Genomic DNA, 23,770 nt, shown 5'->3' on the forward strand with positions numbered 1-23,770 from the left:
CATGCCCTTATATTCGGCGTAACCTATTGACCTAAAGCAATCTCGTATCCCGACGGCACGCTAGCGTCGCCAACGATCACCCCGGCCTGGCCGGGCCAGCAATCGAAATCGAGGCGTGGATCCGTCGGTCAGTGCGGCGCGATTCGCATGGCGTTGTCATGGTCGAGCAAACAGTCATCCTGCCGCAACGTAACAGCCGGCTTTCCGTTGCGGCGCTATGGTCGGGATTCCTCAGTCACAAATGGTTCATCCTGGCGGTTGCCGTCCTGCTGGTCTTCGCCGCCTGGCAAAGCGTGCGCATGATTCTGGGACCCGCGGTCGTCGTCGACGAGGTCAGACATGGCCACCTGATCGAGACGGTGGTGGCCAGCGGCCATGTCGAGACCCCGTACCGGGTCGAGATCGGCAGCCAGATCACCGGCACGGTGCAGGAGGTGCTGGTGCAGGAAGGCGAAAAAGTCAGCAAGGGCCAGCCGCTGATTTCGCTGGAGGCGCGCGAATTGAACGCAGCCGTGGTGCAGGCGCAGGGCGCGGTGGCGCAGGCCGAGGCCCGCATCAGGCAGCTCGAGGAACTGACGCTACCGTCGGCGAGGGAAGCGCTGACGCAGGCGAATGCGACCTTGCGCAACGCGCAGCAGACTTACGACCGCACCGCAGCGCTCGAGCACAACGGCTATGCGACGCGCGCGGCGCTCGACGATGCGCAGAAGACGCTCGATGTCGCCAGCGCGGTGAAGCGCTCGGCCGAGTTTCAGGTCTATACCGCAAGCCCCGGCGGCAGCGATTACGTGATGGCGCAGACGCAGGCCAACCAGGCGCGCGCCAATCTCGACACCGCCGAATCCCGGCTCGGCTATGCTACGATCACGGCGCCGCGCGACGGCGTCCTGATCACGCGCAGCGTCGAGCGCGGCACGGTGGTGCAGCCCGGCAAGGCGCTGCTCGTGCTCGCGCCGGCCGGCAATGCTCAGCTCGTGCTGCAGATCGACGAACGCAATCTCGGCAAGATCGCGCTCGGACAAAGTGCGCTCGCCTCCGCCGATGCGTACCCGGACCGGCGCTTTTCCGCAGCGATCACCTACATCAATCCCGGCGTCGACATTTCGCGCGCTTCGGTCGAAGTGAAACTTACCGTCGCCGACGCGCCGGACTATCTGCGGCAGGACATGACTGTCTCGGTCGACATCGAAGTGGCTGCACGCGAGGATGCGCTGATCCTGCCGCTGCGCTCGGTGCACGACGTCCTGTCGGGAAATCCCTGGGTGCTCGGCGTCAAGGATGGACGTGCCATCCAAAGGCCCGTGAAGATCGGCCTGCACGGCAACAGCCAGGTCGAGATCACCGACGGCCTCGCCGCCGGCGATGTCGCGATCCCGCAAAGTTCCGGCGTTCTGACCGGCCAGCGCGTGCGGCCGATACGGCAATGAACCGCTGGCTGCCGTTCGAATGGACCATGGCCGTGCGCTTTCTGCGCGAAGGCCGGCTCCAGACCATCTTCATCATCGGCGGCATCTCGATCGGCGTCGGCGTCATCGTCTTCATGTCGGCGATGCTTGCCGGGCTGCAGGCGAACTTCATCAAGCGCGTGCTGACCTCGCAGCCGCAGATCCAGCTGCTCACGCCTGACCAGGTCGCGCGCCCGCTGCGCAACAGCGCAGGCGAGATCGAGGACGCGGTGGTGCAGCGTCCGAGCCAGCGCGTGATCTCGATCGACCAATGGCCGAAGATCAGGGCCCAGATGCAGGCGATGCCCGAGATCGTCGCGGTGTCGCCGACGATTCTCGGCTCCGTGCTCGCGGTGCGGGGTGACGCCAGCCGCTCCGTGAACCTGTCGGGCGTCGAGCCGGACTCCTATTTCAAGATCGTCAAGGTGCCGGACTACATCGTCGCCGGCGAGCCGCGTCTGACCAGCGAGGACATCATCATCGGCGTCGAATTGGCGAAGGACCTGGGGGCGAGTGTCGGCGACAAGCTCAACGTTCGCGCGGCGTCCGGCGCGACGCGCGTGCTCACGGTCTCCAGTCTCGTCGATCTCGGCAACAAGAGCGTCAACCAGCGCGTCTGCTACGTCGCGCTCCGCACCGCACAGTCGCTGCTCGGCATGATCGGCGGCATCACCACGATCGACATCACGGTCGGTGACATCTATGCGGCCGAGGAGATCGCCCAGCGCATCCAGGCCGCCAACGTGGTCGAGGCCGACAGCTGGATCAAGACCAACGCGCAGTTCTTTACCGCGGTTCAGGCCCAGCAGAACACCAACACCCTGATTCGGCTGTTCGTCGGACTCTCCGTGGCATTCGGCATTGCGGCGGTGCTTGTCGTCTCGGTGATCCAGCGCTCCAAGGACATCGGCATCCTGCGCGCGATGGGGACCTCGCGCGGCCAGATCCTGCGCGTCTTCCTGGTTCAGGGCGGCCTGCTCGGTTTCGTCGGCTCGCTGTTCGGCGCAGCCATGGGCGCGTTCGCGCTGGTCTATTGGCACTCGGTCGCGCGCCAAGCCGACGGCACCGAATTGTTTCCGCTGATCCTGGAGCGCAGCCTGTTCGTCTACACGGCGCTGCTTGCAACCGTCACCGGCCTGCTCGCCGCGATGGCGCCGGCGGTGCGGGCCGCGAAACTCGATCCGGTGGTGGCGATCCGTGGCTAGCGAAATCCTCCGCCTCGAGAACGTGTGCAAGGCCTATAATGTCGGCCTGCCGACGGAAACCGAGGTGCTGCACGGTATCGACCTCGAGCTCGACCATGGCGAGTTCCTGGCGCTGATCGGCCCCTCGGGTTCGGGCAAGAGCACGCTGCTCAACATCGTCGGACTGCTCGACCAGCCGACCTCGGGCCGGCTGCGGATCAAGGGCCAGGACATCGCAGCTCTCGGCGACACCGAGATCACCCACCTGCGCGGGCACACCATCGGCTTCGTCTTCCAGTACCATCTCCTGATCTCGGCCTTCACCGCGCGGGAGAATGTCATGATGCCGATGCTGGCCGATCGCGGCTTTCCATCGGCGGAGATCGAGGCGCGGGCGGACCTGCTGCTGGCGCAGGTCGGGCTGGAGAAATTCGCCGGCAACCTCGCCAACAACATGTCGGGCGGGCAGCAGCAGCGGGTGGCCGTGGCGCGCGCCTTGGCCATGAACCCGGATCTCGTGCTTGCGGACGAGCCGACCGGCAATCTCGACACCAAATCGGCCGACGCCGTGTTCGAGCTGATGCGGCAGGTCAACCGCGACAGCGGCACGAGCTTCCTGCTCGTCACCCATAATATGGATCTGGCGCGGCGCTGCGACCGCATCATCGAAGTGGTCGACGGCCGCATTCGCGCCTAACGTCGTAGAAGGCCTCCGGCAAGGCGGATTTTTAGGGGATATCAAAGGCTTGGATCGCATATTGGGCCCGAAAAAAGCCCCGTTCTTGCTTGCCTAGAGAGGCTGCTTCCTTTATCCGGTTGGCTGCCCCGCATACGAACGGCTCCAGGCCGGGAATTGGGCTGGGCGCAGGCATGATCCCGGAAAAGTGGGTACCGGTTTTCCGTTTGGATCATGCCTATAGAGAAAATTCTTCGAAGGATTACCCGCGAATGGCCAATGTTGTCGTCGTCGGCGCCCAGTGGGGCGACGAAGGAAAGGGCAAGATCGTCGACTGGTTGTCGGAGCAGGCGGACATCGTCGCGCGCTTCCAGGGCGGCCATAACGCGGGCCACACGCTCGTCATCAACGGCGAGACCTACAAGCTCGCGCTGTTGCCCTCGGGCGTGCTGCGCCCGTCGAAGCTGGCGGTGATCGGCAACGGCGTCGTGTTCGATGCGCAGGCCTTTCTCGACGAGGTGACCAAGCTGCGTGGCCAGGGCGTCGCGGTCGGCCCGGAGAACTTACGCGTCGCGGAAAACGTCACCCTGATCCTGCCGCTGCACCGTGAGCTCGACGCGCTGCGCGAATCGTCCAATTCAGCGACCGCGATCGGCACCACCCGCCGCGGCATCGGACCTGCCTACGAGGACAAGGTCGGCCGCCGTGCCATCCGCCTGATGGACCTTGCCGACCTCGACACGCTCCCGCACAAGATCGACCGGTTGCTGGCGCACCACAACGCATTGCGACGCGGTCTCAACCTGCCGGAGTTCGACGGCAAGGAGATCCTGAAGGAACTGACCGCGTTCGCGCCGCAGCTGCTGCCTTATGCGGAGACCGTGTGGCGCCTGCTCGACACCGAGCGGCGCGCCGGCAAGCGCATCCTGTTCGAAGGCGCGCAGGGCGCGCTGCTCGACGTCGATCACGGTACCTACCCCTACGTCACCTCGTCCAACACGGTGGCGGCGCAGGCCGCGACCGGAACGGGCCTCGGTCCGAACGCGGTCGGCTACGTGCTCGGCATCTGCAAGGCCTATACGACCCGCGTCGGCCAGGGCCCGTTCCCGACCGAGCTGTCGAACGAGATCGGCGAGGAGATCGGCCGCAGAGGCCGCGAGTTCGGGGTCAATACCGGACGCAAGCGCCGCTGCGGCTGGTTCGACGCCGTGCTGGTCCGCCAGACCGTGCGGACCTGTGGCATCACGGGCCTTGCGCTGACCAAGCTCGACATTCTCGACGGCTTCGACACGATCGAGGTCTGCGTCGGCTACAAGCTCGACGGCAAGGAGATCGATCACTTCCCGGCCGGCGAGGGCGCCCAGGCCCGGGTCGAGCCGATCTACGAGACCATCGAGGGCTGGAAGGAGCCGACCGCGGGCGCGCGGTCCTGGGCTGACCTGCCTGCCCAGGCCATCAAGTATGTCCGGCGGATCGAGGAATTGGTGGGGTGCCCGGTCGCACTGCTTTCCACCAGCCCTGAACGCGAGGATACTATCCTGGTGCAAAACCCGTTTGAGGCTTAACGATCTCTTACCAGGACGCGGGTATAGTTGAGTTGAAATGGCTGATTACTATCCGCTGATCGCCCGCGCTATTGCCGCCCTGGACCCCAACGCTCCCGGCGAAAGCCGGCGCGCGCTCTATGAACGCGCGCGCACGGCCCTGATCGCGCAGCTGCGCAGCGTGCAGCCGCCGCTCTCCGAATCCGAGATCACCCGCGAGCGGTTGTCGCTGGAAGAGGCCGTTCGCAAGGTCGAATCCGAGGCTGCCCAGCGCGCCCGCGAGGCGTCGCGCTCCGGCGGCGGCGCCCGCAGCGGTGGTGGCGGCAGCGGCGATGCGTTCCGCCGGGCCAGCGCCCGAGCGACTGAAAACAACCCGCCCGCAGCCCCGCAGCCGGCCGCCCCGCCACGGGCCCGTCCGGCCGCGCCGCCACCGCGCAACGATCGCCCGCCGCTCGGCGCCGACGACCAGGGTGAGGCTCCGCGTCCGCCGCGCGCCCCGCGTTTCGATGCACCGCGCCAGCCGGCGCCGCCGGAACCGCCGGCCGGTCGTCCGGCAGCACGACGCGCGCCGGAAGGCGGACCGCCACCGCCGGTGCCGCCGGCGCCGGGCGTGCGCGGCTTCCGCGACATCACCGCCGACGTCAACGATCTCGGCGGCGCTGCCGCGCAGGCCAACCGTGCCGCGCGCCGCACCTATGCCAACGTGCCCTCGCCCTCGCCGGAATTCGACCGGCTCGAGCCGAGCCTGGAAAACCGTGTCGCCGATCCCGACGCGCCCTATTCGTATGACGAGTCGATGGAAGAGGCCGAGCGCTACACGCCGCAGCCGCCGTCGCCGCGTCCACGCATCGCGCCCGATCGCGATGCCAAGAAACGGGGCGGCCGGGGGACAGTCTTCCCGTTCAAGAGCGCGATCGCCATCGGCATCGTGCTGATCCTGGTCGGCGCCGGCATCCTATGGGGCAAGCAGCTGGTCCAGACCGCGACCAATTTGTTCAAGTCCTCGCCCACCCAGGTGGTGGAGGCGCCGAAGGACAACTCGCAGCCGCAGAGCAAGCCGAAGATTCCGGATCGCGTCGGCCAGCCCTCGGCGAGCGACCAGCCGGCCGCGCCGGTGGCGCAGAAGGTCGTGCTCTATGACGAGGACCCGTCCGACCCGAAGGGCAAGCAATATGTCGGTTCGGTGGTGTGGCGGCTCGAGCCGATCAAGGCGTCGGGCAACCAGAAGGCCGACGTTGCGGTGAAAGCCGAGATCGAGATCCCGGACCGCAAGTTCAAGATGACGATGTCATTCCGCCGCAACACCGACTCGTCGCTGCCGGCGAGTCACACGGCCGAGCTGACCTTCGTCCTGCCGCCGGACTTTCCGGGTGGCAGCGTCTCCAACGTGCCGGGCATCCTGATGAAGTCGAACGAGCAAGCGCGCGGCACGCCGCTCGCAGGACTCGCGGTCAAGGTCACCGACGGCTTCTTCCTGGTCGGCCTGTCCAATGTCGACGCCGATCGCTCCCGCAACGTCCAGCTCCTGAAGGAGCGCTCCTGGTTCGACGTGCCGCTGGTCTACGCCAACCAGCGCCGCGCCATCATCGCCATCGAGAAGGGCGCTCCCGGCGAGCGCGCCTTCAACGACGCCTTCGCGCAGTGGGGCGATTAACCACTCTGTCATTCCGGGGCGTGCGTAGCACGAACCCGGAATCCGTTTTTCCACATCACGCGTTGCCCGATGGATTCCGGTCTCGACGCTCCGCATCGCCCTGGAATGACGCGACTCCTACCGCGCGGCCGCTTCCTTCTTGCGCGCTGCCGCGGTGGCCGCCGCTTCGCGGTCCATCACGGCGCGGCAGCCGGGGCTCACCTGCGACTTGTTCCGCACCATGCAGGCGGTGATCCGCGGGATGTCGGGGACTTCGCTGGCGCACAGCCGCATCGCGTCGTCCGAGCACATCTGCTGTGCTTCGGGCGAGAAGGCGAGGCCGGGGGATGTCTGGAGAGCGATGGCGGTGGTGGCGACGGCGAGCAGCGTGGCGATGGTCCGGTAGCGTGTCATGAAAAATGCGTCCCCCAGGTTGCGCGGATTTGAACCGCATGATTGTTGGGACGCCGCACGCGGCTTGATCTGCCGCATGTCGCAAGCCCATAGCCGGAAGCTCATGTCCGGACATGGTCGCTCGATTTCTTGATATTCGAATCGAAAAGTGCTGCGCCGCCCGGGCCTGAGTATGCGCGATTGACGAGAAGCTTCAATGGGCGGCGCAAAGGAATTCGCAGCTGTTGCGCGGCCGTCACGCAAAATCCCGGCGCGGCCTCGCGTTCCGATCTTACTTTCCGATCTTACATCCCATGGCTCTCGAACACCTTGCTGCACGATCGCGACAGTTTTGCCCGGTTGGTTTGCAGGCAGCCTTGCACCGCACCGTCATTGCCGAGCTCCTTGCGGCAGAGCCGCGAGGCGTCGCGCGAGCAGGCCTGCTGCTCCTGCTGTGTCCCCATGTGGCCCTGCGCGAAGGCGGGTGCGTTCGACACGCCGCTGAGGGCTGAGAGGGTGACCGTCGCCAGCAACAGCAGTTTATGGGACATCAGTGGCTCCACATTTGAGAGGTCGATTTCAGGGTCCTGGCTGAACTCCTCGCCGTGACGCTTGTTCCCACTGGAGGCCCCCAACCCGCTATTCAAGGTTCCGGGCAGGCTGCTATAAAAGCCTCGGCGTCCGAGGAGTCCGTGATGAAACGCTATCTGGTATTTGCGCTCGTAGGTCCCTTCGTGGGCGGATTCCTGCTGCTGCTGACAACGACCTACCAGTCCGGCTACTGGACCCAGACCAATTGGGGCGAGGTCGGCAAGCTGTTCGTGGTGTTCTTCAAGACGCTGCAATACAGCTATTTGTTCGGCTTCCTGCCGGCGCTGATGATGGGCGCGGTGGACGACATCCTGATCCATGTCAGGCGGATCGGGCCGGGGCTGCGGATGCTGTTGGTCGGCCTTTTTGCCTTCATCCTCGCAGCAATCACCTACGGCTCGCGCGGGTCGGATTCCGGCGCGGTGCAGTTCGTCCTGTACGGGCTGGTCGGTTTCGTACCAGCGGTGCTGTCGTCCTGGCTGGTGCATCATTATGTCGATGAGCCGCAACCGGCGGCGGCTGCGAGCTGAGTGCGCGACCTTCGGACGCGGCGCGGCAACTTAGGTGCCGCCCGCGCGTTTCGTGATGGCCATGACCATGCCCGATGATGACATTCTCGCGCCACGCAAGTCCGGTTCCGGGCCGCATTCGCGCGCCGGTCTTTCCGGCCGGAAGGCGGATGGGCCGATCATCGACCAGGACGGATATGAGATCCGTCCTGAAACCCTGGAACAGGGGTTTCGCGAGTTTCGCTTCGAATTCGGAAAAGATGGCCAGTTCTCTGGCAATCCGTTCGGCAATCTGACGCGCGAGCAGCGCATCCTCAGGCTCGAGGCGATCGCCAAGCTGCTCGACGTCGCCTTCATTCTGCCCGGCACCAACATCCGCTATGGCATCGACGGGCTGATCGGCCTGATCCCCGTCGTCGGCGATATCATCACCACCGCGATCTCGCTGTGGCTGGTGCGCGAGGCCCGCGCGCTGGGAGCGCCCTGGTACATCACCGCGCGCATGCTCGGCAATGTCGCGGTCGACGGCGTGGTCGGCCTGGTGCCGCTGGCAGGCGACGCCTTCGACGTCATGTTCCGCGCCAACATGCGCAACGTCCGTCTCTTGCGCCGCTGGCTCGACAAGCAGCCGCGTCAGTAGGATAGAGCCCGCAAGAGCGGTGCGAGGGAGGCGAAAGAGCGGCGCCCCAAAACGCAAAAAGCGCGACAGCCTTTCGGCCATCGCGCTTTCCGCATCGGAGCTTTGCGAAACTTACGCCGCGTCGGCGTCGGTCTCGGCGGCCGGCGCCGGCTTGGGGCGGCGCGGCAGCGGGAAGGCTTCGCTCTCATAGAGCGAACGGATGCCGTTCTGGTCGAAACGGGCTTCCTCGACCTGGAGATAGGCGCCGTTCAGCGAATCCGTCGGCAACTGCTCCATCGCGAACTGGACGGCTTCGGCCGCGGTGCCGAACCGACGATAGGTGAAGCCTGCACGCTTCTTCTTGCGGATGGCGGCGGGGAAGAGTTCGGCGGAAGTGTTGAAGTTGAACGGACGCAGTGGACGCATGGTCAAAGACCTCGTGATCTTCTCTGGGGCTTTAAGCGCGTGGGGTTGGGGAGGGCCGGGGCCGCAATCGAGCGGGCCCGCCGCATGTCATTTTCGCCCCCTAATATAAGCCGATTTGACAAAATTGCGACCCCTGCGATGGGAGATGATGAATCCACGCATGGCAGGTCCGCAGACGCGGAAAGATTAGTAAAATCAGCTACTTGTATGGTTTACAGCTTGCCAAGAAGCAGCAGGACGATCAGCACGACCAGAATGACGCCGCCGATCCCCATGCCGGAATGGCCAAGGCCATAGCCGTAGCCGCCGATCCGGCCGGACCAGCCGCCCAGCAGATAAATGATCACCAGGATGATGAGGATGGTCCCAAGTGTCATGGTGTCCTCCCTGGCGGCCGCCGGATTTCGCTCAACGGCTGCACCGCCAGTGAAGAAAAGCACATTGCCCCGCCGGGTTCCATCGGGGAACCCGGCGGCGCAATCTTATTTCGGCTCGAGCTTCAGCGCCGCCGAATTGATGCAGTAGCGCAGGCCGGTCGGCCCGGGACCATCAGGGAAAACATGGCCGAGATGTCCGCTGCATTTGGCGCAAAGCACCTCGGTGCGGATCATGCCGTGCGTCGTGTCCCGCTCCTCGTCGATATGGCTCTCGACCGCCGGCGCGGTGAAGCTTGGCCAGCCGCAGCCGGAATCGAACTTGGCATCGGACTCGAACAGCACGTTGCCGCAGCCGGCGCAGACATAGGTGCCGGCACGATGGTCGTGCTCGTATTCGCCGGAGAAGGGACGCTCGGTCGCCTTCTCGCGCAGCACGGCGTACTGCATCGGCGTCAATTCGCGCCGCCACTGCTCTTCGCTCTTGATGACCTTGTCGTCGGTGGTTTTCGTTTCTGTGGTTTTCGTCCTGGTGTCGGGCATGGGTCTCCCGTTGTTTCGATGATCTCAAAGATCAGTTTGTGGCCTTGCTGGCGCTCACCAGCGTAGGCTTCTCGATGTAATTATCCGCGAACAGCTTTTTCAGGTTCTCGACCTTGGGAATGTCGTTGTAGGCGATGTAGGGCTGGTTCGGGTGCAGCGTCAGATAGTCCTGATGATAGGCCTCCGCCGGATAGAAGGCCTCCAGCGCACTGACCTTGGTCACGATCGGCTTGCTGAACACCTTGGCGGAATTGAGCTGGGTGATATAGGCCTCCGCGATCTTCTTCTGCTCGTCGGAGGTGGTGAAGATGGCCGAGCGATATTGCGTGCCGGTGTCGGGGCCCTGGCGGTTGAGCTGGGTCGGGTCGTGCGCCACCGAGAAGTAGATCTGCAGGATCTTGCCGTAGGAGATCTTCTTCGGATCGAACTTGATCTCGACCGACTCGGCGTGGCCGGTCCGGCCGGTCGAGACGGTTTCGTAGTCAGCGGTCGCCTTGGTGCCGCCGGCGTAGCCGGAGACCGCGTTGACGACACCGGCGGTGTGCTGGAACACGCCCTGCACACCCCAGAAGCAGCCGCCGGCGATGACCGCGGTCTGGATACCGCTCGCGGGGGCTGCGTCCATCGCGGGGGCGGGGATCACAACGGCGTCTTCGGCGGCCCGGGTCGGTGCGGCAAAGGCTAGCGTCAAGGCAGTGGTGGCGGCGAGCAGGGACAGGACGGAGCGGCGCATGGCGGATCCTCTTTCGGAAGGCCTGACAGTTTAGGGCGGTTAAAGGCGGGCGAACAGCCTGCCCGGCATTTTCAGACACCTCAGTTACGGGCGGGACCGGCAATTGTTACAGTGCGGTGGACACGAGTCTGTGAAAGACGCAAGGCATAAGGAACCCGGTTGGCAGCGCGGGGGAAATCCGGCTTCAATGAACCCCGGGGGCCGACCATCGACTTACGACATGTGGCGCTGGAGCTTCCTTTTCAACATGTGGCGTGGCCTCGTTCTGACCGTTCTCATCGTCTCGTCCTTGGCGACGATCGCGGCTGCCGACCCCCAGCTTGGCGACGACCTCGCGACCTGCCTCGATCGGCAGGCGAGCAATCAGGTGCGGCTGCCGGCTTGCAACAGCCTGCTCGACGCCAACAGGATCTCCGGCAAGGACAAGGCCGTCGCGCTGCTCGTGCGCGGCTTCGCGGAGCTGAACAAGAACGATTTCGACCACGCCTTCGCCGATTTTTCCGCGGCTCGCGAAGCAGACCCCGACAATGTCGGCGCCATCGATGGTCAGGCCCAGGTCTATTGGCGCAAGGGCCAGGACGATCTTGCGATGGCCGCCTACAACCTCGCGCTGCAGAAGCGGCCCAATTACGGAGGCGCCTATAACGACCGCGGCTTGCTGTATATTCGCAAGGGCGCCTGGCAAAGCGCGCTGGATGATTACAACGCGACCATCAAGTACGCGCCGAAACTCCTGGTCGGCTGGACCAATCGCGCCCGTGTGCGCACGATGATGAAGGACTACAATGGCGCGCTCTCGGACTTCGCCGAGGCAGCCAAAATCGACCCTAACGCTCCGCAGATCGCCAGCAATCGTTGCGTGACGTTCGCGGCGATGCGCCGCTTCGACGAGGCGCTCGCCGATTGCAACGGCATTCTGGAAAAGCAGCCGAAGAACCAGTATGTCCTTGCCAATCGCGCCGACACCTATCTCGCCAAGGGCGATGTGGATGCAGCGCTGAACGATTACAACGTCATCCTCCAGATCAACCCGAACAATGTCCGTGCCCATGCCGGGCGTGGCCAGGTGTTCGAGCGCAAGCAGGACCTGGCCCAGGCGCGTGCCGACTACCGCGCGGCCGCCTTTGCGCTCACGCCGTTCGACGAGATCGACACCTCGATGGCGCGCGCCAGCGCCAAGTCCCGCCTTGCCGCCCTCGAGCCGAAATCGCCGGCCGCGCGCGGGCCGCAGCGTCGCGTTGCACTGGTGGTCGGCAACGGAGCCTACCGCAACGTTCATGCACTCAATAATCCGCCTCGCGACTCCAAGCTGATCGCAAACGCGCTCCGCGGCGTCGGCTTCCAGACGGTCACGTTGTCGAACGACCTCGGCCGCGACCAGTTCTTCGAGACGTTGCATGCTTTTGCGGCGGAAGCGGAGAAGGCGGACTGGGCCGTCGTCTACTATGCCGGCCACGGCTTCGAGATCGGCGGGGTGAATTACCTCGTGCCCGTCGATGCCAGGCTCGCGGTCGACAAGGACGCCGAGAAGGAAGCCGTGGCGCTCGAGCAGGTGGTCGCCGCAGTGGGGGGCGCGCGCAAGCTGCGCCTTGTGATCCTGGACGCCTGCCGTGACAATCCGTTTGCGCCGACCATGCAGCAAACCTTGTCGCTCAAGCTGGTCGACAAGGGCTTTTCGAACATCGAGCCCGGGATCGGCTTCATGGTCGTCTACGCCGCCAAGCACGGCGAGACCGCAATGGACGGCGATGGCGCAGACAGCCCGTTCGCGCTCGCGCTCGCCCACGAGGTGCAGCAACCGAATGTCGAAATTCGCAAACTGTTCGACATCGTCAGGGACGATGTTTGGTCCGCGACCAAGCACGCGCAGCAGCCCTTCATCTACGGCTCCCCGCCGGGCAGCGAGGACTTTTACTTCGTGGCGGGGAAGTGACGGAAGCGCAGCGCTGTGTTAGCTGCGGGCTTCTGATGAAGCCCGACGGTCAATGATCGACCCGAGGGATGTGGTAAGGGTCCGACTACATGCTGCGCGTCGTTTGCCTGACAGTCGCCATACTCCTCCCGGGCGTCGTGATTGCCGCGGCCGAGCCCCAGCCCGGCGACGACCTCGCCGCCTGCCGCGACCGCCAGACCGAGACCCAGGCGCGGACGACGGCTTGCGAGAATCTGCTCAAGGCCAACAGGGTTACCGGCAAGGACAAGTCGCTCGCGCTGGTCATTCACGCGCAGGCGCTGATCAACAAGCGCGACTATGACCACGCGATCGAGACGCTGACGTCGGCGATCGAGGCCGATCCGGACAATGTCGGTGCCCTCAACGTGCGTGGTCTTGCCCATGAGCGCAAGGGCGAGGACGATCTGGCGATGGCCGACTACAATCTCGCCATCCGGAAGCGGTCGAATTTCGGCTTCGCCTACAACAATCGCGGCACCATCCAGTTGCGCCGGGGTGCGCTGCAAAGCGCGCTCGACGATTTCAACCTGTCGATCAAATATACGCCAAAATTCCTGCTCGGCTGGACCAATCGGGCCCGTGTGCGCACGCTGTTGAAGGACTATGACGGCGCCATTGCCGATTTCGCGGAGGCGGAGAAGATCGATCCGACCGCCCAGCAGATCGCCGGCAATCGCTGCACCACCTACGGCTTGATGGGGAAGTTCGACCAGGCCCTTGCCGATTGCAATGGTCTCGTCGAGAAGCAGCCGAAATACGGGTTCGCGCTCAACAATCGCGCCGACGTCTACATGATGAAGGGCGATCTCGACGCGGCACTGAAGGACTACAATACGGTCATCGAGCTCTACCCGAACAATGTCCGTGCTCATTCCGGCCGCGGCCAGCTCTACGAGCGCAAGAAGGATCTCGCCCAGGCCCGCGCGGACTACCGCGCGGCGGCCTATGCGCTGACCAGCTTCGACGAGTACGACGTCGCCCGCGCCCGCACGATTGCGCAGGAGCGGCTCGCGGCGCTGACGCCGCAAATATCGGGGGGCGCGTCCAACGGGCGCCGCGTCGCGCTGGTGATCGGCAATGGGGCCTACAGGAACGTCCACGCGCTGCCCAATCCGCCGCGCGATGCGAAACTGATCGCGGGCGTGCTGCATGATGTCGGCTTCCAGACGGTGATCTCCGTCAGCGATTTGACACGCGACAAGTTCTTCGACGCGCTGAAGTCGTTTGCCGACGAAGCGGAGAAGGCCGACTGGGCGGTGGTCTATTATGCCGGCCACGGCTTCGAGATCGGCGGGGTGAATTATCTCGTTCCCGTCGATGCCAAGCTCGCCGTCGACAAGGACGCCGAGACGCAAGCCGTTGCGCTCGAGCAGGTGATCGCAGCGGTGGGCGCTGCCAGAAAGGTGCGCCTGGTGATCCTCGATGCCTGCCGTGACAACCCGTTTGCCACGTCGATGCAGCACACACTGTCGCTGAAGCTCGTGGACAAGGGATTTTCCAACATCGAGCCCGGCGCCGGCTTCATGGTGGTCTATGCCGCCAAGCACGGCGAGACCGCGATCGACGGCGACAACGGCGCCGACAGCCCGTTCTCCACCGCACTGTCCCGCGAGATGAAGGTGCCGAAGGTCGAGATCCGAAAGCTGTTCGACATCGTCCGCGACGACGTCTGGGCCGCCACCCAGCACGTGCAGCAGCCGTTCACCTACGGCTCGCCGCCGGGCAGGGAGGATTTTTATTTTGTGGCGGGGAAGTAGGGTGGGTTACGCCTTCGGCTAACCCACCCTACGGAGGGTCACACCACGATGCTCAACCGCTTCGCCGCCCGCGTAATGCCCGTATACAGCCACCGCGCCCTCGAATCCTGAAACGCAAAACTCTCGTCGAACAGCACGACGTCGTCCCATTGCGAGCCCTGCGACTTGTGCACGGTCAGCACGTAGCCGTAGTCGAACTCGTCATAGGGCTTGCGCTGCTCCCAGGCGATCTGCTCGACGCCGCCCTCGAAGCAATCGGCGCGTACCGAGACCTTCGTGACCTTGTGCCCGAACTCCTCGTCCGGCGAGAGCCGCATCGAGAGGATGCGCGATTTCGAGCGCGAGGTATTGCGTGATTTGACGCGCCAGAGGCCGCCGTTGAACAGGCCCTTCTTGCGGTTGTTGCGCAGGCAGACCAGCTTGTCGCCGGCGACCGGAAAGACGTCCTCGATGTTCTGGCGCTGCCGCACCCGCATGTTGTAGGCGCGCCTGGTGTTGTTGCGGCCGACCAGCACCTGGTCGGCGCCCATGACGCGATCGGGATCGAGTTCTTTCCGCGACACCACCTCGCTCTCGCCGTAGCGGCCGATGTCGAGCTCGCGGCCCTCGCGGACGTCCATCGACATCCGCACGATCGGATCGTCCTGGGCCTGGCGGTGCACCTCGGTGAGCATCGCATCGGGCTCGGTATTGGTGAAGAAGCCGCCGCCCTGGATCGGCGGCAGCTGGGCGGGATCGCCCAGCACCAGCAGCGGGCAGTCGAACGACATCAGGTCGCGACCGAGCTCCGCGTCGACCATCGAGCACTCGTCGATCACGATCAGCTTGGCCTTCGAGGCCGGAGCGTCGTCCCACAATTCAAAACTCGGCTGCTCCTCGCCGGATTCGCGGGCGCGGTAGATCAGCGAGTGGATGGTGGAGGCGTCGTCGCAGCCCTTGTTGCGCATGACGAGGGCCGCCTTTCCGGTGAAGGCGGCGAATTTCACCTCGCCGTCGACGCCCTCGGCGATATGCCGCGCCAGCGTGGTCTTGCCGGTGCCGGCAAAGCCGAACAGGCGAAACACCGGCGGCGTGCCGTTGCGGCCGGGCTTTGCCTTGAGCCAATCGCCGACGGCCTTGAGCGCGGCATCCTGATGCGGGGTGAAATTGGCCATATCTGTCTTGAGGAGCGGCGAAACCGCGCGGTGCGATTCGCTATCCGCTCAAAACTAACCATTCCCCCTCCAGGTTCAAGGCTCGCCCGTCCTGCAGGCCTTGCCATTCGGCAGCGGCTCCCGGAGCTACTTCTCGATCTTGTCGTGAAGCTGCCAGAACCGAAGTGTTCGCTCTGCGGTCGCTGCGGATAGCCGGCCGAAATCGGCGCACGCCAGCTTCAAGGTGGCGTCGTCGATGCGGTGCTTCGCCGGGCGATTGCGAAGAACTTTCTCGACCGTTGTCCAGCTCAGGCTGGCCGATTTGCACGGGATCAGGACAAGGTCGGCACGGGGACCTTCCAGAACCCTTGCCATCAATTCGGTCGGCGCGCAGTTGTTGAGCAGGCCAAGCGCGGCGGCGACCTCGTCGAACTTCTTGTACTCGGCGAACCTGCCGATGGCTGCATCGTTCAGTTCGTTGAGACCTTTCATTCGCTTGACCGCAGCTTCGGCCATCGCGAAATCCCGCGTCGGGGAGTCCGGGGCGACGTGCTTCTTGATCGTGGCCAGGATGCGCTTGATCTCCTCCTCGAGCTCGGGAGGCGCTATCGTCGCGAGACGCGCGCGTACCGCTTCGGTCGCGCGCTGCAGCAAGTCGCGGAGAAATTTGATCGGGAGGTCGATCCGCAGCCCAAGTATCTCGGCGAGGTTTTCGTCCTCCTCCGCATGTGCGACCATTCCACCATAGCCCGCCTCGGAGAAGCGTGCCGTCGTGTTGTCGGCAAGCCTTCTGATGACCTTGCGCTCACCTCGCTCGACCAGCACGTCGGTGACGTCCTCGGGGAGGTTTTGGCGGCCTGAAATAGCAAGCAGGTGGTCCTGGCCTTTCGCCTTGGCGATCGCGACCAGCGTCGGGGTGCTCAGGCGCACGGAGTCGGTCAGCACCTTGCCGGCGACGGCGATCTCGTCGTCCCAGGCGAGGCTTTCGAGCACTCCCGTCGGCGCGTAATCCAGCGGGGCAAGGCGATCGCCGAGCTCGGCCCTGACGCGGCTCTCGACCCGAGCGACCAGATGCGAGAGCACATGATCGAACACCTCGACTTGATCGTCGCTGAGACGCTCTCCCTGGTCGAGAAACAGGTCGGTCACCCGTCGCAAGGTCTCGACACGCTTGGCGGAGGAGCCGTTGCGAACGGCGTCCTCGAGTTCGTCGATGATGGAATTCGTCTGCGGCTGCATCACGCTGTTCTGGCCATGGCAGTGGACAAAGCACGGCTTTCGGCCGTCCTTTGGCATGATCGCGCTGGCAGCTTAAACAGCGGATAATGGGGTGGTAAGATGAGACCTTGAATGGAATTTTTGTTATCGAGAATTGGTAGCCGCGTACGCTGGCGCGCCCGCCTCTCGCAACGAGGTTAGTCGGTGGTTACTGCCAGCCGGGAACGCCGCGCATATCGGGCAGATGGTGCGCAATGCCCTTGTGGCAGTCGATGCAGGTCTTCTCGCCGGTGAACAGGAAGCGCTGATGCGCCACCGAGGCACGCGGCGACTGCTTGGTGATGTCCATGGAATCGGCGCTGTGGCAGTTGCGGCATTCCAGGGAATCATTGGCCTTGAAGCGCGCCCATTCATGCGCGGCCAGCTCGAGGCGCTTGTCCTGGAATTTCTCCCTCGTGTCGATCGTGCCGAAGATCTTGCCCCAGACCTCCTTGGACGCCTGCATCTTGCGCGCGATCTTGTCGGTCCATTTGTGCGGGACATGGCAGTCCGGACAGGTCGCGCGCACGCCGGAGCGGTTGCTGAAATGGATGGTCGACTTCAGTTCGGCGAAGACGTTCTCGCGCATCTCGTGGCAGCCGGTGCAGAATTTCTCGGTGTTGGTCAATTCCAGCGCGGTATTGAAGCCGCCCCAGAAGATGACGCCGGCGGCAAAGCCTGCGAGCACCAGCGTGCCGAGCGCGAAGACCGTGCTCGGCCGCGACAGCACGCCCCACAGCTCGAGCGCGAAATCCAGGGCGCGCGCGATGAAGCCGCGTTGCGCTTTTGGCTCTTCAGCGGCCGTCGTCATCGCCGGCCACCCGGGCTTGCACGCGACAGCAGCGTGTCGATGTCGGTGAAGTCGTTGCTGACCGGCGGCGTCGCGGTGTTCTGCGGCACGTGGCATTCGGTGCAGAAGAAGCGGCGCGGCGAGATCGAGGCCAGGAACTGGCCGTCTCGGTCCATGAAGTGCGTGATCGAGACCATCGGGGCCTGCGATTCGGCGATGCGCGCCCGCGCGTGGCAGGACAGGCACTTGTTGCCGTTGAGGTCGACCTGATAGCCGTCGATCGAATGCGGGATGACCGGCGGCTGCTCCGGATAGTTGCGCACCTCCCGCTCGGAGGTGTTGCGGTTCGGCAGCATCGGCGGCGCCGCGCCCTCGTCATTGAGCGGGGTCGGGCCGCGCAGGCCCGATGTCACCGTCTGCGCGGTCAGCGAGCTTGCGGCTGCGGCGATGGCGCAGGCGAGCAGGGCTATGCCAAATCGTTTCATCATGACTGGGTCACCCGCTCGATGCGCACCGCGCATTTCTTGTAGTCGGTCTGCAGCGAGATCGGATCGGTGGCGTCCAGCGTCACCTTGTTGATCAGCTTGGATTCGTCGAACCACGGCACGAACACCAGCCCGCGCGGCGGCCGGTCGCGGCCGCGCGTCTCGACGCGGGCGCGGATGAAGCCGCGGCGGGATTCCACCTTCACCTCGTCGCCGCGCCGGAGCTTGGCCTCCTGCGCGTCGTCGGGATGCATGAAGCACACGGCTTCGGGAAACGCCTTGTAGAGCTCGGGCACGCGGCGCGTCATGGTGCCGGAATGCCAGTGCTCCAGCACGCGGCCGGTCGAGAGCCAGAACGGATAGTCGTTGTCGGGCGATTCCGCCGGCGGTTCGTAAGGCAGCGCGAAGATGCGCGCCTTGCCGTCGGGATAGCCGTAAAACTGCACGTCCGCGCCCTGCTTGACGTAGGGATCGCTGCCCTCACGGAAGCGCCACTTGGTTTCCTGGCCGTTGACGACGGGCCAGCGCAGGCCGCGCTCCCGGTGATAGGTGTCGAACGGCGCGAGGTCGTGGCCATGGCCGCGGCCGAAGCTGGCATATTCCTCGAACAGGCCCTTGTGGACGTAGAAGCCGAACGCCTTGGACTCGTCGTTGAGATAGCCCTGCTCGATGTCGGTAACAGGAAACTTGTCGACCTGGCCGTTCCTGTAGAGCACGTCGAACAGCGTCTTGCCGCGCACCTCGGACCTCTTGGCGATCAGCTCCTCCGGCCAGACCTCTTCGATCTTGAAGCGCTTGGAGAATTCCATCAGCTGCCACAGATCGGACTTGGCCTCGCCGGGCGCCTGGACGAGCTGGTGCCAGAATTGCGTGCGCCGCTCGGCATTGCCGTAGGCGCCTTCCTTCTCCACCCACATCGCGGTCGGCAGGATCAGATCGGCGGCGAGCGCCGTCACCGACGGATAGGCATCCGAGACCACGATGAAATTGTCGGGATTGCGGAAGCCTGGGTAGGTTTCCTCGTTGGCGTTGGGACCGGCCTGGAGGTTGTTGTTGACCTGCACCCAATAGGCGTTGATCAGGCCGTCTTTCAGCATCCGGCTCTGCAGCACGGCATGAGCGCCGTTCTTGTCGGGAATGGTGCCCTCGGGCAGCAGCCAGATGTGCTCTGCCTTGTCGCGGTGCTCCTTGTTGGTCACGACCATGTCGGCGGGCAGGCGGTGCGAGAAGGTGCCGACCTCGCGCGCGGTGCCGCAGGCCGAGGGCTGGCCGGTTAGCGAGAACGGGCTGTTGCCGGGCGAGGAGATTTTCCCCGTGAGGAGATGGATGTTGTAGACGAGGTTGTTGCACCAGACGCCGCGGGTGTGCTGGTTGAAACCCATGGTCCAGAACGAGACCACTTTTGTCTTGGGATCGGCATAGAGCTCGGCCAGCGCCTCCAGCCGGTTGAGCGGCACGCCGGACATCTTTGCAGCCTTCTCCAGCGTGTAGTCCGAGACGAACTTGACGTAGTCGTCATAGCTCATGTCGGTGGAGTCGTTCGCCTTGGCCGCCCCGGTCGCCTTCTTTTGCAATGGATGCTCCGGCCGCAGGCCGTAGCCGATGTCGGTCTGCCCGCGCCTGAACACGGTATGCGCGGCCACAAAATCCTTGTTGACGCGGCCGGTCTGGATGATGTGGTTGGCGATGGCGTTGAGGAGGTAGAGATCGGTCTGCGGCTTGAACACCATGCCGATGTCGGCAAGGTCGAACGAGCGGTGCTCGAAGGTCGAGAGCACGGCGACGCGGACATGCGGCGCGGACAGCCGCCGGTCGGCAAGACGGGTCCACAGGATCGGATGCATCTCCGCCATGTTGGAGCCCCACAGCACGAAGGCATCGGTGGCCTCGATGTCGTCATAGCAGCCGGCCGGCTCGTCGATGCCGAAGGTGCGCATCATGCCGGCCACGGCGGAGGCCATGCAGTGCCGCGCATTGGGATCGATGTTGTTGGTGCGGAAGCCGGCCTTGTAGAGTTTCGAGGCGGCGTAACCTTCCCAGATCGTCCATTGCCCGGAGCCGAACATGGCGAGCCCGTTCGGCCCGCGCTTTTTCAGCGTTTCCTTCCACTTCGCCTCCATGATGTCGAAAGCTTCGGTCCAGGTGACAGGCGTGAACTCGCCGTTCTTGTCGTATTTGCCGTTCGTCTTACGCAGCATCGGCTGCGTCAGCCGGTCATGGCCGTACATGATCTTGGAGAGGAAGTAGCCCTTGACGCAGTTGAGGCCGCGGTTGACCTCGGCCTTGGTGTCGCCGTGGGTGGCGACGACCCTGTTGTCCTTGGTCGCGACCATCACCGAGCAGCCGGTGCCGCAGAAGCGGCAGGCGGCCTTGTCCCATTTCAGTTCGGCGACGTCACGCTCGGCGACGAGATTGGCGGCGAGCGCCGGCACCGGCATGCCCGCGGCAGCCGCCGCGATGGCGGCGGCTTCGAGCTTCAGCATCTGGCGGCGATCGAGCTTTGGCGATGTCATGATGGCTCTCCCGTCCCTCAGGTTTCGATGGCGTGGAAAACGAGCGCCGCGGAATAGACGTCGCGCAGCGACTGGATGGTGTTGAGCAGGGTGCCGAGGCTGCCGGCGTCGGGCGCTTCGGTGACGACGACGAGCTTGCCGCGCGCGTCGCGGCCATGGATCTCGCAGCCTGGAAGTGCCGCGATCTCCGCTTCCAGCGCGGCGAGGCGCTCGGGGCGCGCCTGCACGATGATGCTGGCGATCTCGCAGCCCGGCGGGGTGACGACGCGCTCGGTGCCGAGAACCCGGCCGGTGATCAATGCACGGCGGTTGAGTGTGGCGTGAGCCATGATGCCTGTCTTTCGCTGCGAGGGGATCAATGCGGGGAGGATGGCGGGCCGGGAGGGCCGGCGAACATCTGGTAGATCCAGACGCTCAAGCCGTATGAGCCGACCGTTCCGACCGCGAGGGCGGGCATCACGACCGCGGTCAGGAACAGGAAAGCGAAAATCTCCATGCGCTTGCGGCGCACGCGCGATGTCGCGTCGTCAGGGGCCGACATATTCGGTCTCTATGAATGGTATGGGGAATCGGGACGGCATCCGGGCCGTTGCCTTGCTGCATGTTTGATGCAGCGGGCCGGCCGACGCGTTGATCTGGATCAACCGTTCGAGTTGCCGATGTCGCAGCCGCGACGACCGCAAGTGCAATTTTGGATTGTGCACGTGCGTGGGCGATGCGAAAGTTGAGCCTTGATGGAGACGACAGGTGTGATGGGGCTCACGGCCATCGATCTCGGGCTTCGCGGCGCGACGAGCGGCGTGTTCCTTTTGATTATTCTCGCCGCGCTGCTGCGCCGTGCGACCAGCCAGCAGGCTTTGCTGGGCGTGGCCATGTCGGCCGGAGGCGTGTTCTATGCCATCGCGACCGCTCCGTTCGTTCCCAAATCGTCATGGTGGTGGGTTTTGCCGATGCTGTCGGCGCAACCCGCCGTGTTCTGGTTGTGGGCGCGCTCGGCGTTCGACGACGATTTCGTGCTCAGGCGATGGCACGGCGCGCTGTGGCTGAGCATCGTGGCCTTCGGATTTGCGATCACGCTCGGCTGGCCCTTCGCGCCGGCCCTGGCTGGGGCAGCCGGTCGTGCCCTGTCGCTGATTGCCCTCGCGCTGGCCGTCGCGGCCGCTGTCCAGACGGTCAAGACCTGGCGTGCCGACCTGGTCGCGCGACGCCGCCGGCTGCGGCTGGCGATGCTCGCGTTCAATCTGGGGCTCATCGCGGTCGTCGCCCTCGCCGGCTTCGCCGCAATTCCCGTCGCGATCCCGGGCGCGCCCGGCAGTCTCCCCACCGCGATCGGCCTGTTCGTGGTTGCCATGCTCGCCGGACCGGGGACTCTCGCCATGCCGCCGGCCATGCCCGTCAACGACGTCACGGCGGCGATCGCATCCGGTAATGCGACGAGGCAAGCCCAAACCGCCGAACGCGCCGCCGCGGATCGGGGCGTCATCGACCCGATCCTGCTGCGGCGCCTCGACCATCTGATGAGCGTGGAGCGGACCTACCGCCAGGAAGGCCTTGCGATTGGCGCGCTCGCCGCGCGGCTTGGCGTGCCCGAGCATCGGCTTCGCCAGGCGATCAACGAAGGTCTGGGCTATCGCAACTTCAACGCGTTCCTCAATCACTATCGAATAGCGGATGCCCGGCTGGCGCTGGCTGATGCGGAGCAACGGGAAGTCCCTATCTTGACCATTGCGATGGATGCAGGCTTCCAGTCGATCGGACCTTTCAACCGCGCCTTCAAGGCGGAAACCGGCCTCACTCCAACCGAATTCCGGCGCGAGGCGCTGAGCCGACTGGAGAGGACCGATCTCAGCGAGCCGCGTCGAGAAATCGGCTAGCCGATTTTTGGATCGGGCAAGAGAGACTTGCCCCGACTGGGCAGACTATGCGGCAGAATCGCCCGTCCAGCCAGCGAGAGCCCTGTCATGTCTCATTCGAGCGCTGTCACGTCCGCATCCGAACGGCTCCACGCGCTCGATGCGCTTCGGGCCATCGCGCTGCTGCTCGGCATCGTTCTGCACGCGGCAATGTCCTTTGTGTGGGCCTCGCCCCGGTTCTGGATCATCCAGGACATCCATCCAAGCTTGATCCTGAACCTGCTGTCCTTCACCATCCATGTCTTCCGGATGACGACCTTTTTCCTGATGGCCGGCTTCTTCGCCCGCATGAGCTTTCGTCGCCGTGGCAGCTTGGGCTTCGTCAGGGACCGGTTGCAGCGAATCGCCCTGCCGCTCGTGATTGGCTGGCCGCTCGTGTACGTGCCCATCGCTCTGATCGTGATCTGGGCGGCGAACTTTCCGAATGGCGGTCCGCTCCAGGGGGCATCCGGCTGGATGCCGGCGCTGCCGAATTTCCGCCTGACCCATCTCTGGTTTCTCTATGTTCTGCTCGAGCTCTATGTTGCCATGCTGCTGTTGCGCGGGGTGATTGTCCGCCTTGACGCGTCAGGCGCCTTGCGAGCGCTCATCGACCGCCTCTTTGCGAGCGCTATACGCAATCCGCTGGCGCCGCTCGTTCTGGCGATCCCGTTCGGCATCGCGTTCTGGCTCGATCCGCGATGGGGCTATTCGATGGAGGTGAGGACGCCTGATCAGTCGCTCATTACCAATGCGCAGGCCTGGATCTGCTTTGGGACGGCCTTCGGTGTCGGCTGGCTGCTGCATCGGCGGGTCGATCTGCTGCGGTTGATCGAGCGGCGCTGGCTTGCGCATCTCCTGCTCGCAATCGTTCTGATCCTGACCTGCTTCGTGCTCGCGGGCGTGATGATCTCTGCGCCGGGCGCGCCGAAATTGCCTTATAGTTTCGCGACGCTCAGGCTTGTGGCCATCGTCCTCTATGCGTCGGCGATATGGGTTACGACGTTTGCCGCAATCGGTCTCGTACTCCGATTCATGTCCGGCTTCAGCCCGACCTGGCGATACCTCGCCGATGCGTCCTACTGGCTCTATTTGATCCACATACCGATCGTGATGGCCTTGCAGGTCGCGCTGTCGCAGTTCGACTGGCCGGGGCTGGTCAAATTCGCGATCATCCTCGTCGTCGCGCTTCCGCCGATGCTCGCAAGCTATCATCTCCTGGTGCGCTTCACCTTCATCGGCGCGGTGCTGAATGGGCGCCGCGCCGAAAAGCGTATTCTCCCGCAAGGCGGAATTGCGACCGCGTAGACAGCGCCGCC

General features: G+C 64.6%; 24 protein-coding genes. 11 read left to right on the plus strand and 13 right to left on the minus strand.

Annotated features, from left to right (window positions below; genetic code table 11):
- Nucleotides 1-158: 158 nt before the first annotated feature.
- The 5 genes from JQ621_RS10375 (at nt 159) to JQ621_RS10395 (ending at nt 6,503) form a co-directional block, all read left to right on the plus strand.
- Nucleotides 159-1,427, plus strand: coding sequence for an efflux RND transporter periplasmic adaptor subunit (locus JQ621_RS10375; protein ID WP_212234349.1), 1,269 nt, complete (start codon nt 159-161; stop codon nt 1,425-1,427).
- Nucleotides 1,424-2,650, plus strand: a complete 1,227-nt coding sequence (locus JQ621_RS10380) for an ABC transporter permease (RefSeq protein WP_212234350.1) — start codon at nt 1,424-1,426, stop codon at nt 2,648-2,650. The genes JQ621_RS10375 and JQ621_RS10380 overlap by 4 nt, the downstream gene beginning before the upstream one ends.
- Nucleotides 2,643-3,326, plus strand: coding sequence for an ABC transporter ATP-binding protein (locus JQ621_RS10385; protein ID WP_212234352.1), 684 nt, complete (start codon nt 2,643-2,645; stop codon nt 3,324-3,326). The genes JQ621_RS10380 and JQ621_RS10385 overlap by 8 nt, the downstream gene beginning before the upstream one ends.
- Before the next feature lie 251 nt (nt 3,327-3,577).
- Entirely contained in the window at nt 3,578-4,870 is a 1,293-nt protein-coding gene (locus JQ621_RS10390) for an adenylosuccinate synthase (protein ID WP_212234353.1), read from the plus strand.
- Between the two features lie 37 nt (nt 4,871-4,907).
- Nucleotides 4,908-6,503, plus strand: coding sequence for a hypothetical protein (locus JQ621_RS10395; RefSeq protein WP_212234355.1), 1,596 nt, complete (start codon nt 4,908-4,910; stop codon nt 6,501-6,503).
- A gap of 117 nt (nt 6,504-6,620) precedes the next feature.
- On the opposite strand, the gene JQ621_RS10400 is transcribed toward JQ621_RS10395, so the two are convergent.
- Both JQ621_RS10400 and JQ621_RS10405 read right to left on the minus strand, forming a co-directional pair.
- A complete protein-coding gene (locus JQ621_RS10400; protein ID WP_212234357.1) occupies nt 6,621-6,896 on the minus strand; it encodes a hypothetical protein in 276 nt (91 codons plus the stop codon).
- Nucleotides 6,897-7,180: 284 nt separating this feature from the next.
- Nucleotides 7,181-7,426 carry a hypothetical protein gene (locus JQ621_RS10405; RefSeq protein ID WP_212234359.1) on the minus strand — a complete coding sequence of 82 codons (246 nt, stop codon included), beginning with the start codon at nt 7,424-7,426 and terminating at the stop codon, nt 7,181-7,183.
- Nucleotides 7,427-7,570: 144 nt separating this feature from the next.
- Between JQ621_RS10405 and JQ621_RS10410 the strand changes: the two genes are divergently transcribed.
- Nucleotides 7,571-7,996, plus strand: coding sequence for a DUF5413 family protein (locus tag JQ621_RS10410; protein WP_212234361.1), 426 nt, complete (start codon nt 7,571-7,573; stop codon nt 7,994-7,996).
- 61 nt (nt 7,997-8,057) lie between these two features.
- A complete protein-coding gene (locus JQ621_RS10415; RefSeq protein ID WP_212234363.1) occupies nt 8,058-8,615 on the plus strand; it encodes a DUF4112 domain-containing protein in 558 nt (185 codons plus the stop codon).
- A 111-nt stretch (nt 8,616-8,726) separates the two neighbouring features.
- Here the strand turns inward: JQ621_RS10415 and JQ621_RS10420 are convergent, their stop codons facing one another.
- From JQ621_RS10420 to msrA, 4 genes are all read right to left on the minus strand, one after another.
- Entirely contained in the window at nt 8,727-9,020 is a 294-nt protein-coding gene (locus JQ621_RS10420) for a hypothetical protein (protein ID WP_027560969.1), read from the minus strand.
- 212 nt (nt 9,021-9,232) lie between these two features.
- Nucleotides 9,233-9,397 carry a DUF3309 family protein gene (locus JQ621_RS10425; protein WP_212234365.1) on the minus strand — a complete coding sequence of 55 codons (165 nt, stop codon included), beginning with the start codon at nt 9,395-9,397 and terminating at the stop codon, nt 9,233-9,235.
- 105 nt (nt 9,398-9,502) lie between these two features.
- Nucleotides 9,503-9,937, minus strand: a complete 435-nt coding sequence (gene msrB, locus JQ621_RS10430; RefSeq protein ID WP_212234367.1) for a peptide-methionine (R)-S-oxide reductase MsrB — start codon at nt 9,935-9,937, stop codon at nt 9,503-9,505.
- Nucleotides 9,938-9,968: 31 nt separating this feature from the next.
- Nucleotides 9,969-10,670 carry a peptide-methionine (S)-S-oxide reductase MsrA gene (gene msrA / locus JQ621_RS10435; protein WP_212234368.1) on the minus strand — a complete coding sequence of 234 codons (702 nt, stop codon included), beginning with the start codon at nt 10,668-10,670 and terminating at the stop codon, nt 9,969-9,971.
- A gap of 247 nt (nt 10,671-10,917) precedes the next feature.
- Here msrA and JQ621_RS10440 point away from each other — a divergent pair, with 247 nt between their 5' ends.
- Both JQ621_RS10440 and JQ621_RS10445 read left to right on the plus strand, forming a co-directional pair.
- Nucleotides 10,918-12,603, plus strand: a complete 1,686-nt coding sequence (locus tag JQ621_RS10440) for a caspase family protein (protein WP_212235009.1) — start codon at nt 10,918-10,920, stop codon at nt 12,601-12,603.
- An 89-nt stretch (nt 12,604-12,692) separates the two neighbouring features.
- On the plus strand, nt 12,693-14,381 hold the full coding sequence (locus JQ621_RS10445) for a caspase family protein (RefSeq protein ID WP_212234370.1): 1,689 nt from the start codon (nt 12,693-12,695) through the stop codon (nt 14,379-14,381).
- A 38-nt stretch (nt 14,382-14,419) separates the two neighbouring features.
- Here JQ621_RS10445 and JQ621_RS10450 read toward each other — a convergent pair whose 3' ends face one another.
- The 7 genes from JQ621_RS10450 to napE form a co-directional block, all read right to left on the minus strand.
- The gene (locus tag JQ621_RS10450; RefSeq protein ID WP_212234372.1) at nt 14,420-15,535 is read right to left on the minus strand and encodes an ATP-dependent DNA helicase; all 1,116 of its coding nucleotides are present in this window, start codon (nt 15,533-15,535) and stop codon (nt 14,420-14,422) included.
- A 126-nt stretch (nt 15,536-15,661) separates the two neighbouring features.
- Nucleotides 15,662-16,753, minus strand: coding sequence for a DUF2336 domain-containing protein (locus tag JQ621_RS10455; RefSeq protein ID WP_212234377.1), 1,092 nt, complete (start codon nt 16,751-16,753; stop codon nt 15,662-15,664).
- Nucleotides 16,754-16,940: 187 nt separating this feature from the next.
- On the minus strand, nt 16,941-17,582 hold the full coding sequence (locus JQ621_RS10460) for a NapC/NirT family cytochrome c (protein WP_212234379.1): 642 nt from the start codon (nt 17,580-17,582) through the stop codon (nt 16,941-16,943).
- Entirely contained in the window at nt 17,579-18,049 is a 471-nt protein-coding gene (locus JQ621_RS10465; protein ID WP_212234380.1) for a nitrate reductase cytochrome c-type subunit, read from the minus strand. The genes JQ621_RS10460 and JQ621_RS10465 overlap by 4 nt, the downstream gene beginning before the upstream one ends.
- Nucleotides 18,046-20,559 carry a nitrate reductase catalytic subunit NapA gene (napA, locus tag JQ621_RS10470; protein ID WP_212234382.1) on the minus strand — a complete coding sequence of 838 codons (2,514 nt, stop codon included), beginning with the start codon at nt 20,557-20,559 and terminating at the stop codon, nt 18,046-18,048. The genes JQ621_RS10465 and napA overlap by 4 nt, the downstream gene beginning before the upstream one ends.
- Nucleotides 20,560-20,576: 17 nt before the next feature.
- Entirely contained in the window at nt 20,577-20,888 is a 312-nt protein-coding gene (locus tag JQ621_RS10475; protein WP_212234384.1) for a chaperone NapD, read from the minus strand.
- 26 nt (nt 20,889-20,914) lie between these two features.
- Nucleotides 20,915-21,100: a periplasmic nitrate reductase, NapE protein gene (gene napE, locus JQ621_RS10480; RefSeq protein ID WP_212234386.1), complete on the minus strand. Its 186-nt coding sequence runs from the start codon at nt 21,098-21,100 to the stop codon at nt 20,915-20,917.
- 976 nt (nt 21,101-22,076) lie between these two features.
- Between napE and JQ621_RS36010 the strand changes: the two genes are divergently transcribed.
- Together JQ621_RS36010 and JQ621_RS10490 are read left to right on the plus strand one after the other, a co-directional pair.
- Nucleotides 22,077-22,433 (plus strand): helix-turn-helix domain-containing protein, encoded by a 357-nt coding sequence (locus JQ621_RS36010; RefSeq protein WP_409334221.1) that lies wholly within the window; start codon nt 22,077-22,079, stop codon nt 22,431-22,433.
- Nucleotides 22,434-22,520: 87 nt separating this feature from the next.
- Nucleotides 22,521-23,759, plus strand: a complete 1,239-nt coding sequence (locus tag JQ621_RS10490) for an acyltransferase family protein (RefSeq protein WP_212234388.1) — start codon at nt 22,521-22,523, stop codon at nt 23,757-23,759.
- Nucleotides 23,760-23,770: the final 11 nt, after the last annotated feature.

The organism is Bradyrhizobium manausense (assembly GCF_018129685.1).
GTDB lineage: Bacteria > Pseudomonadota > Alphaproteobacteria > Rhizobiales > Xanthobacteraceae > Bradyrhizobium > Bradyrhizobium manausense_D.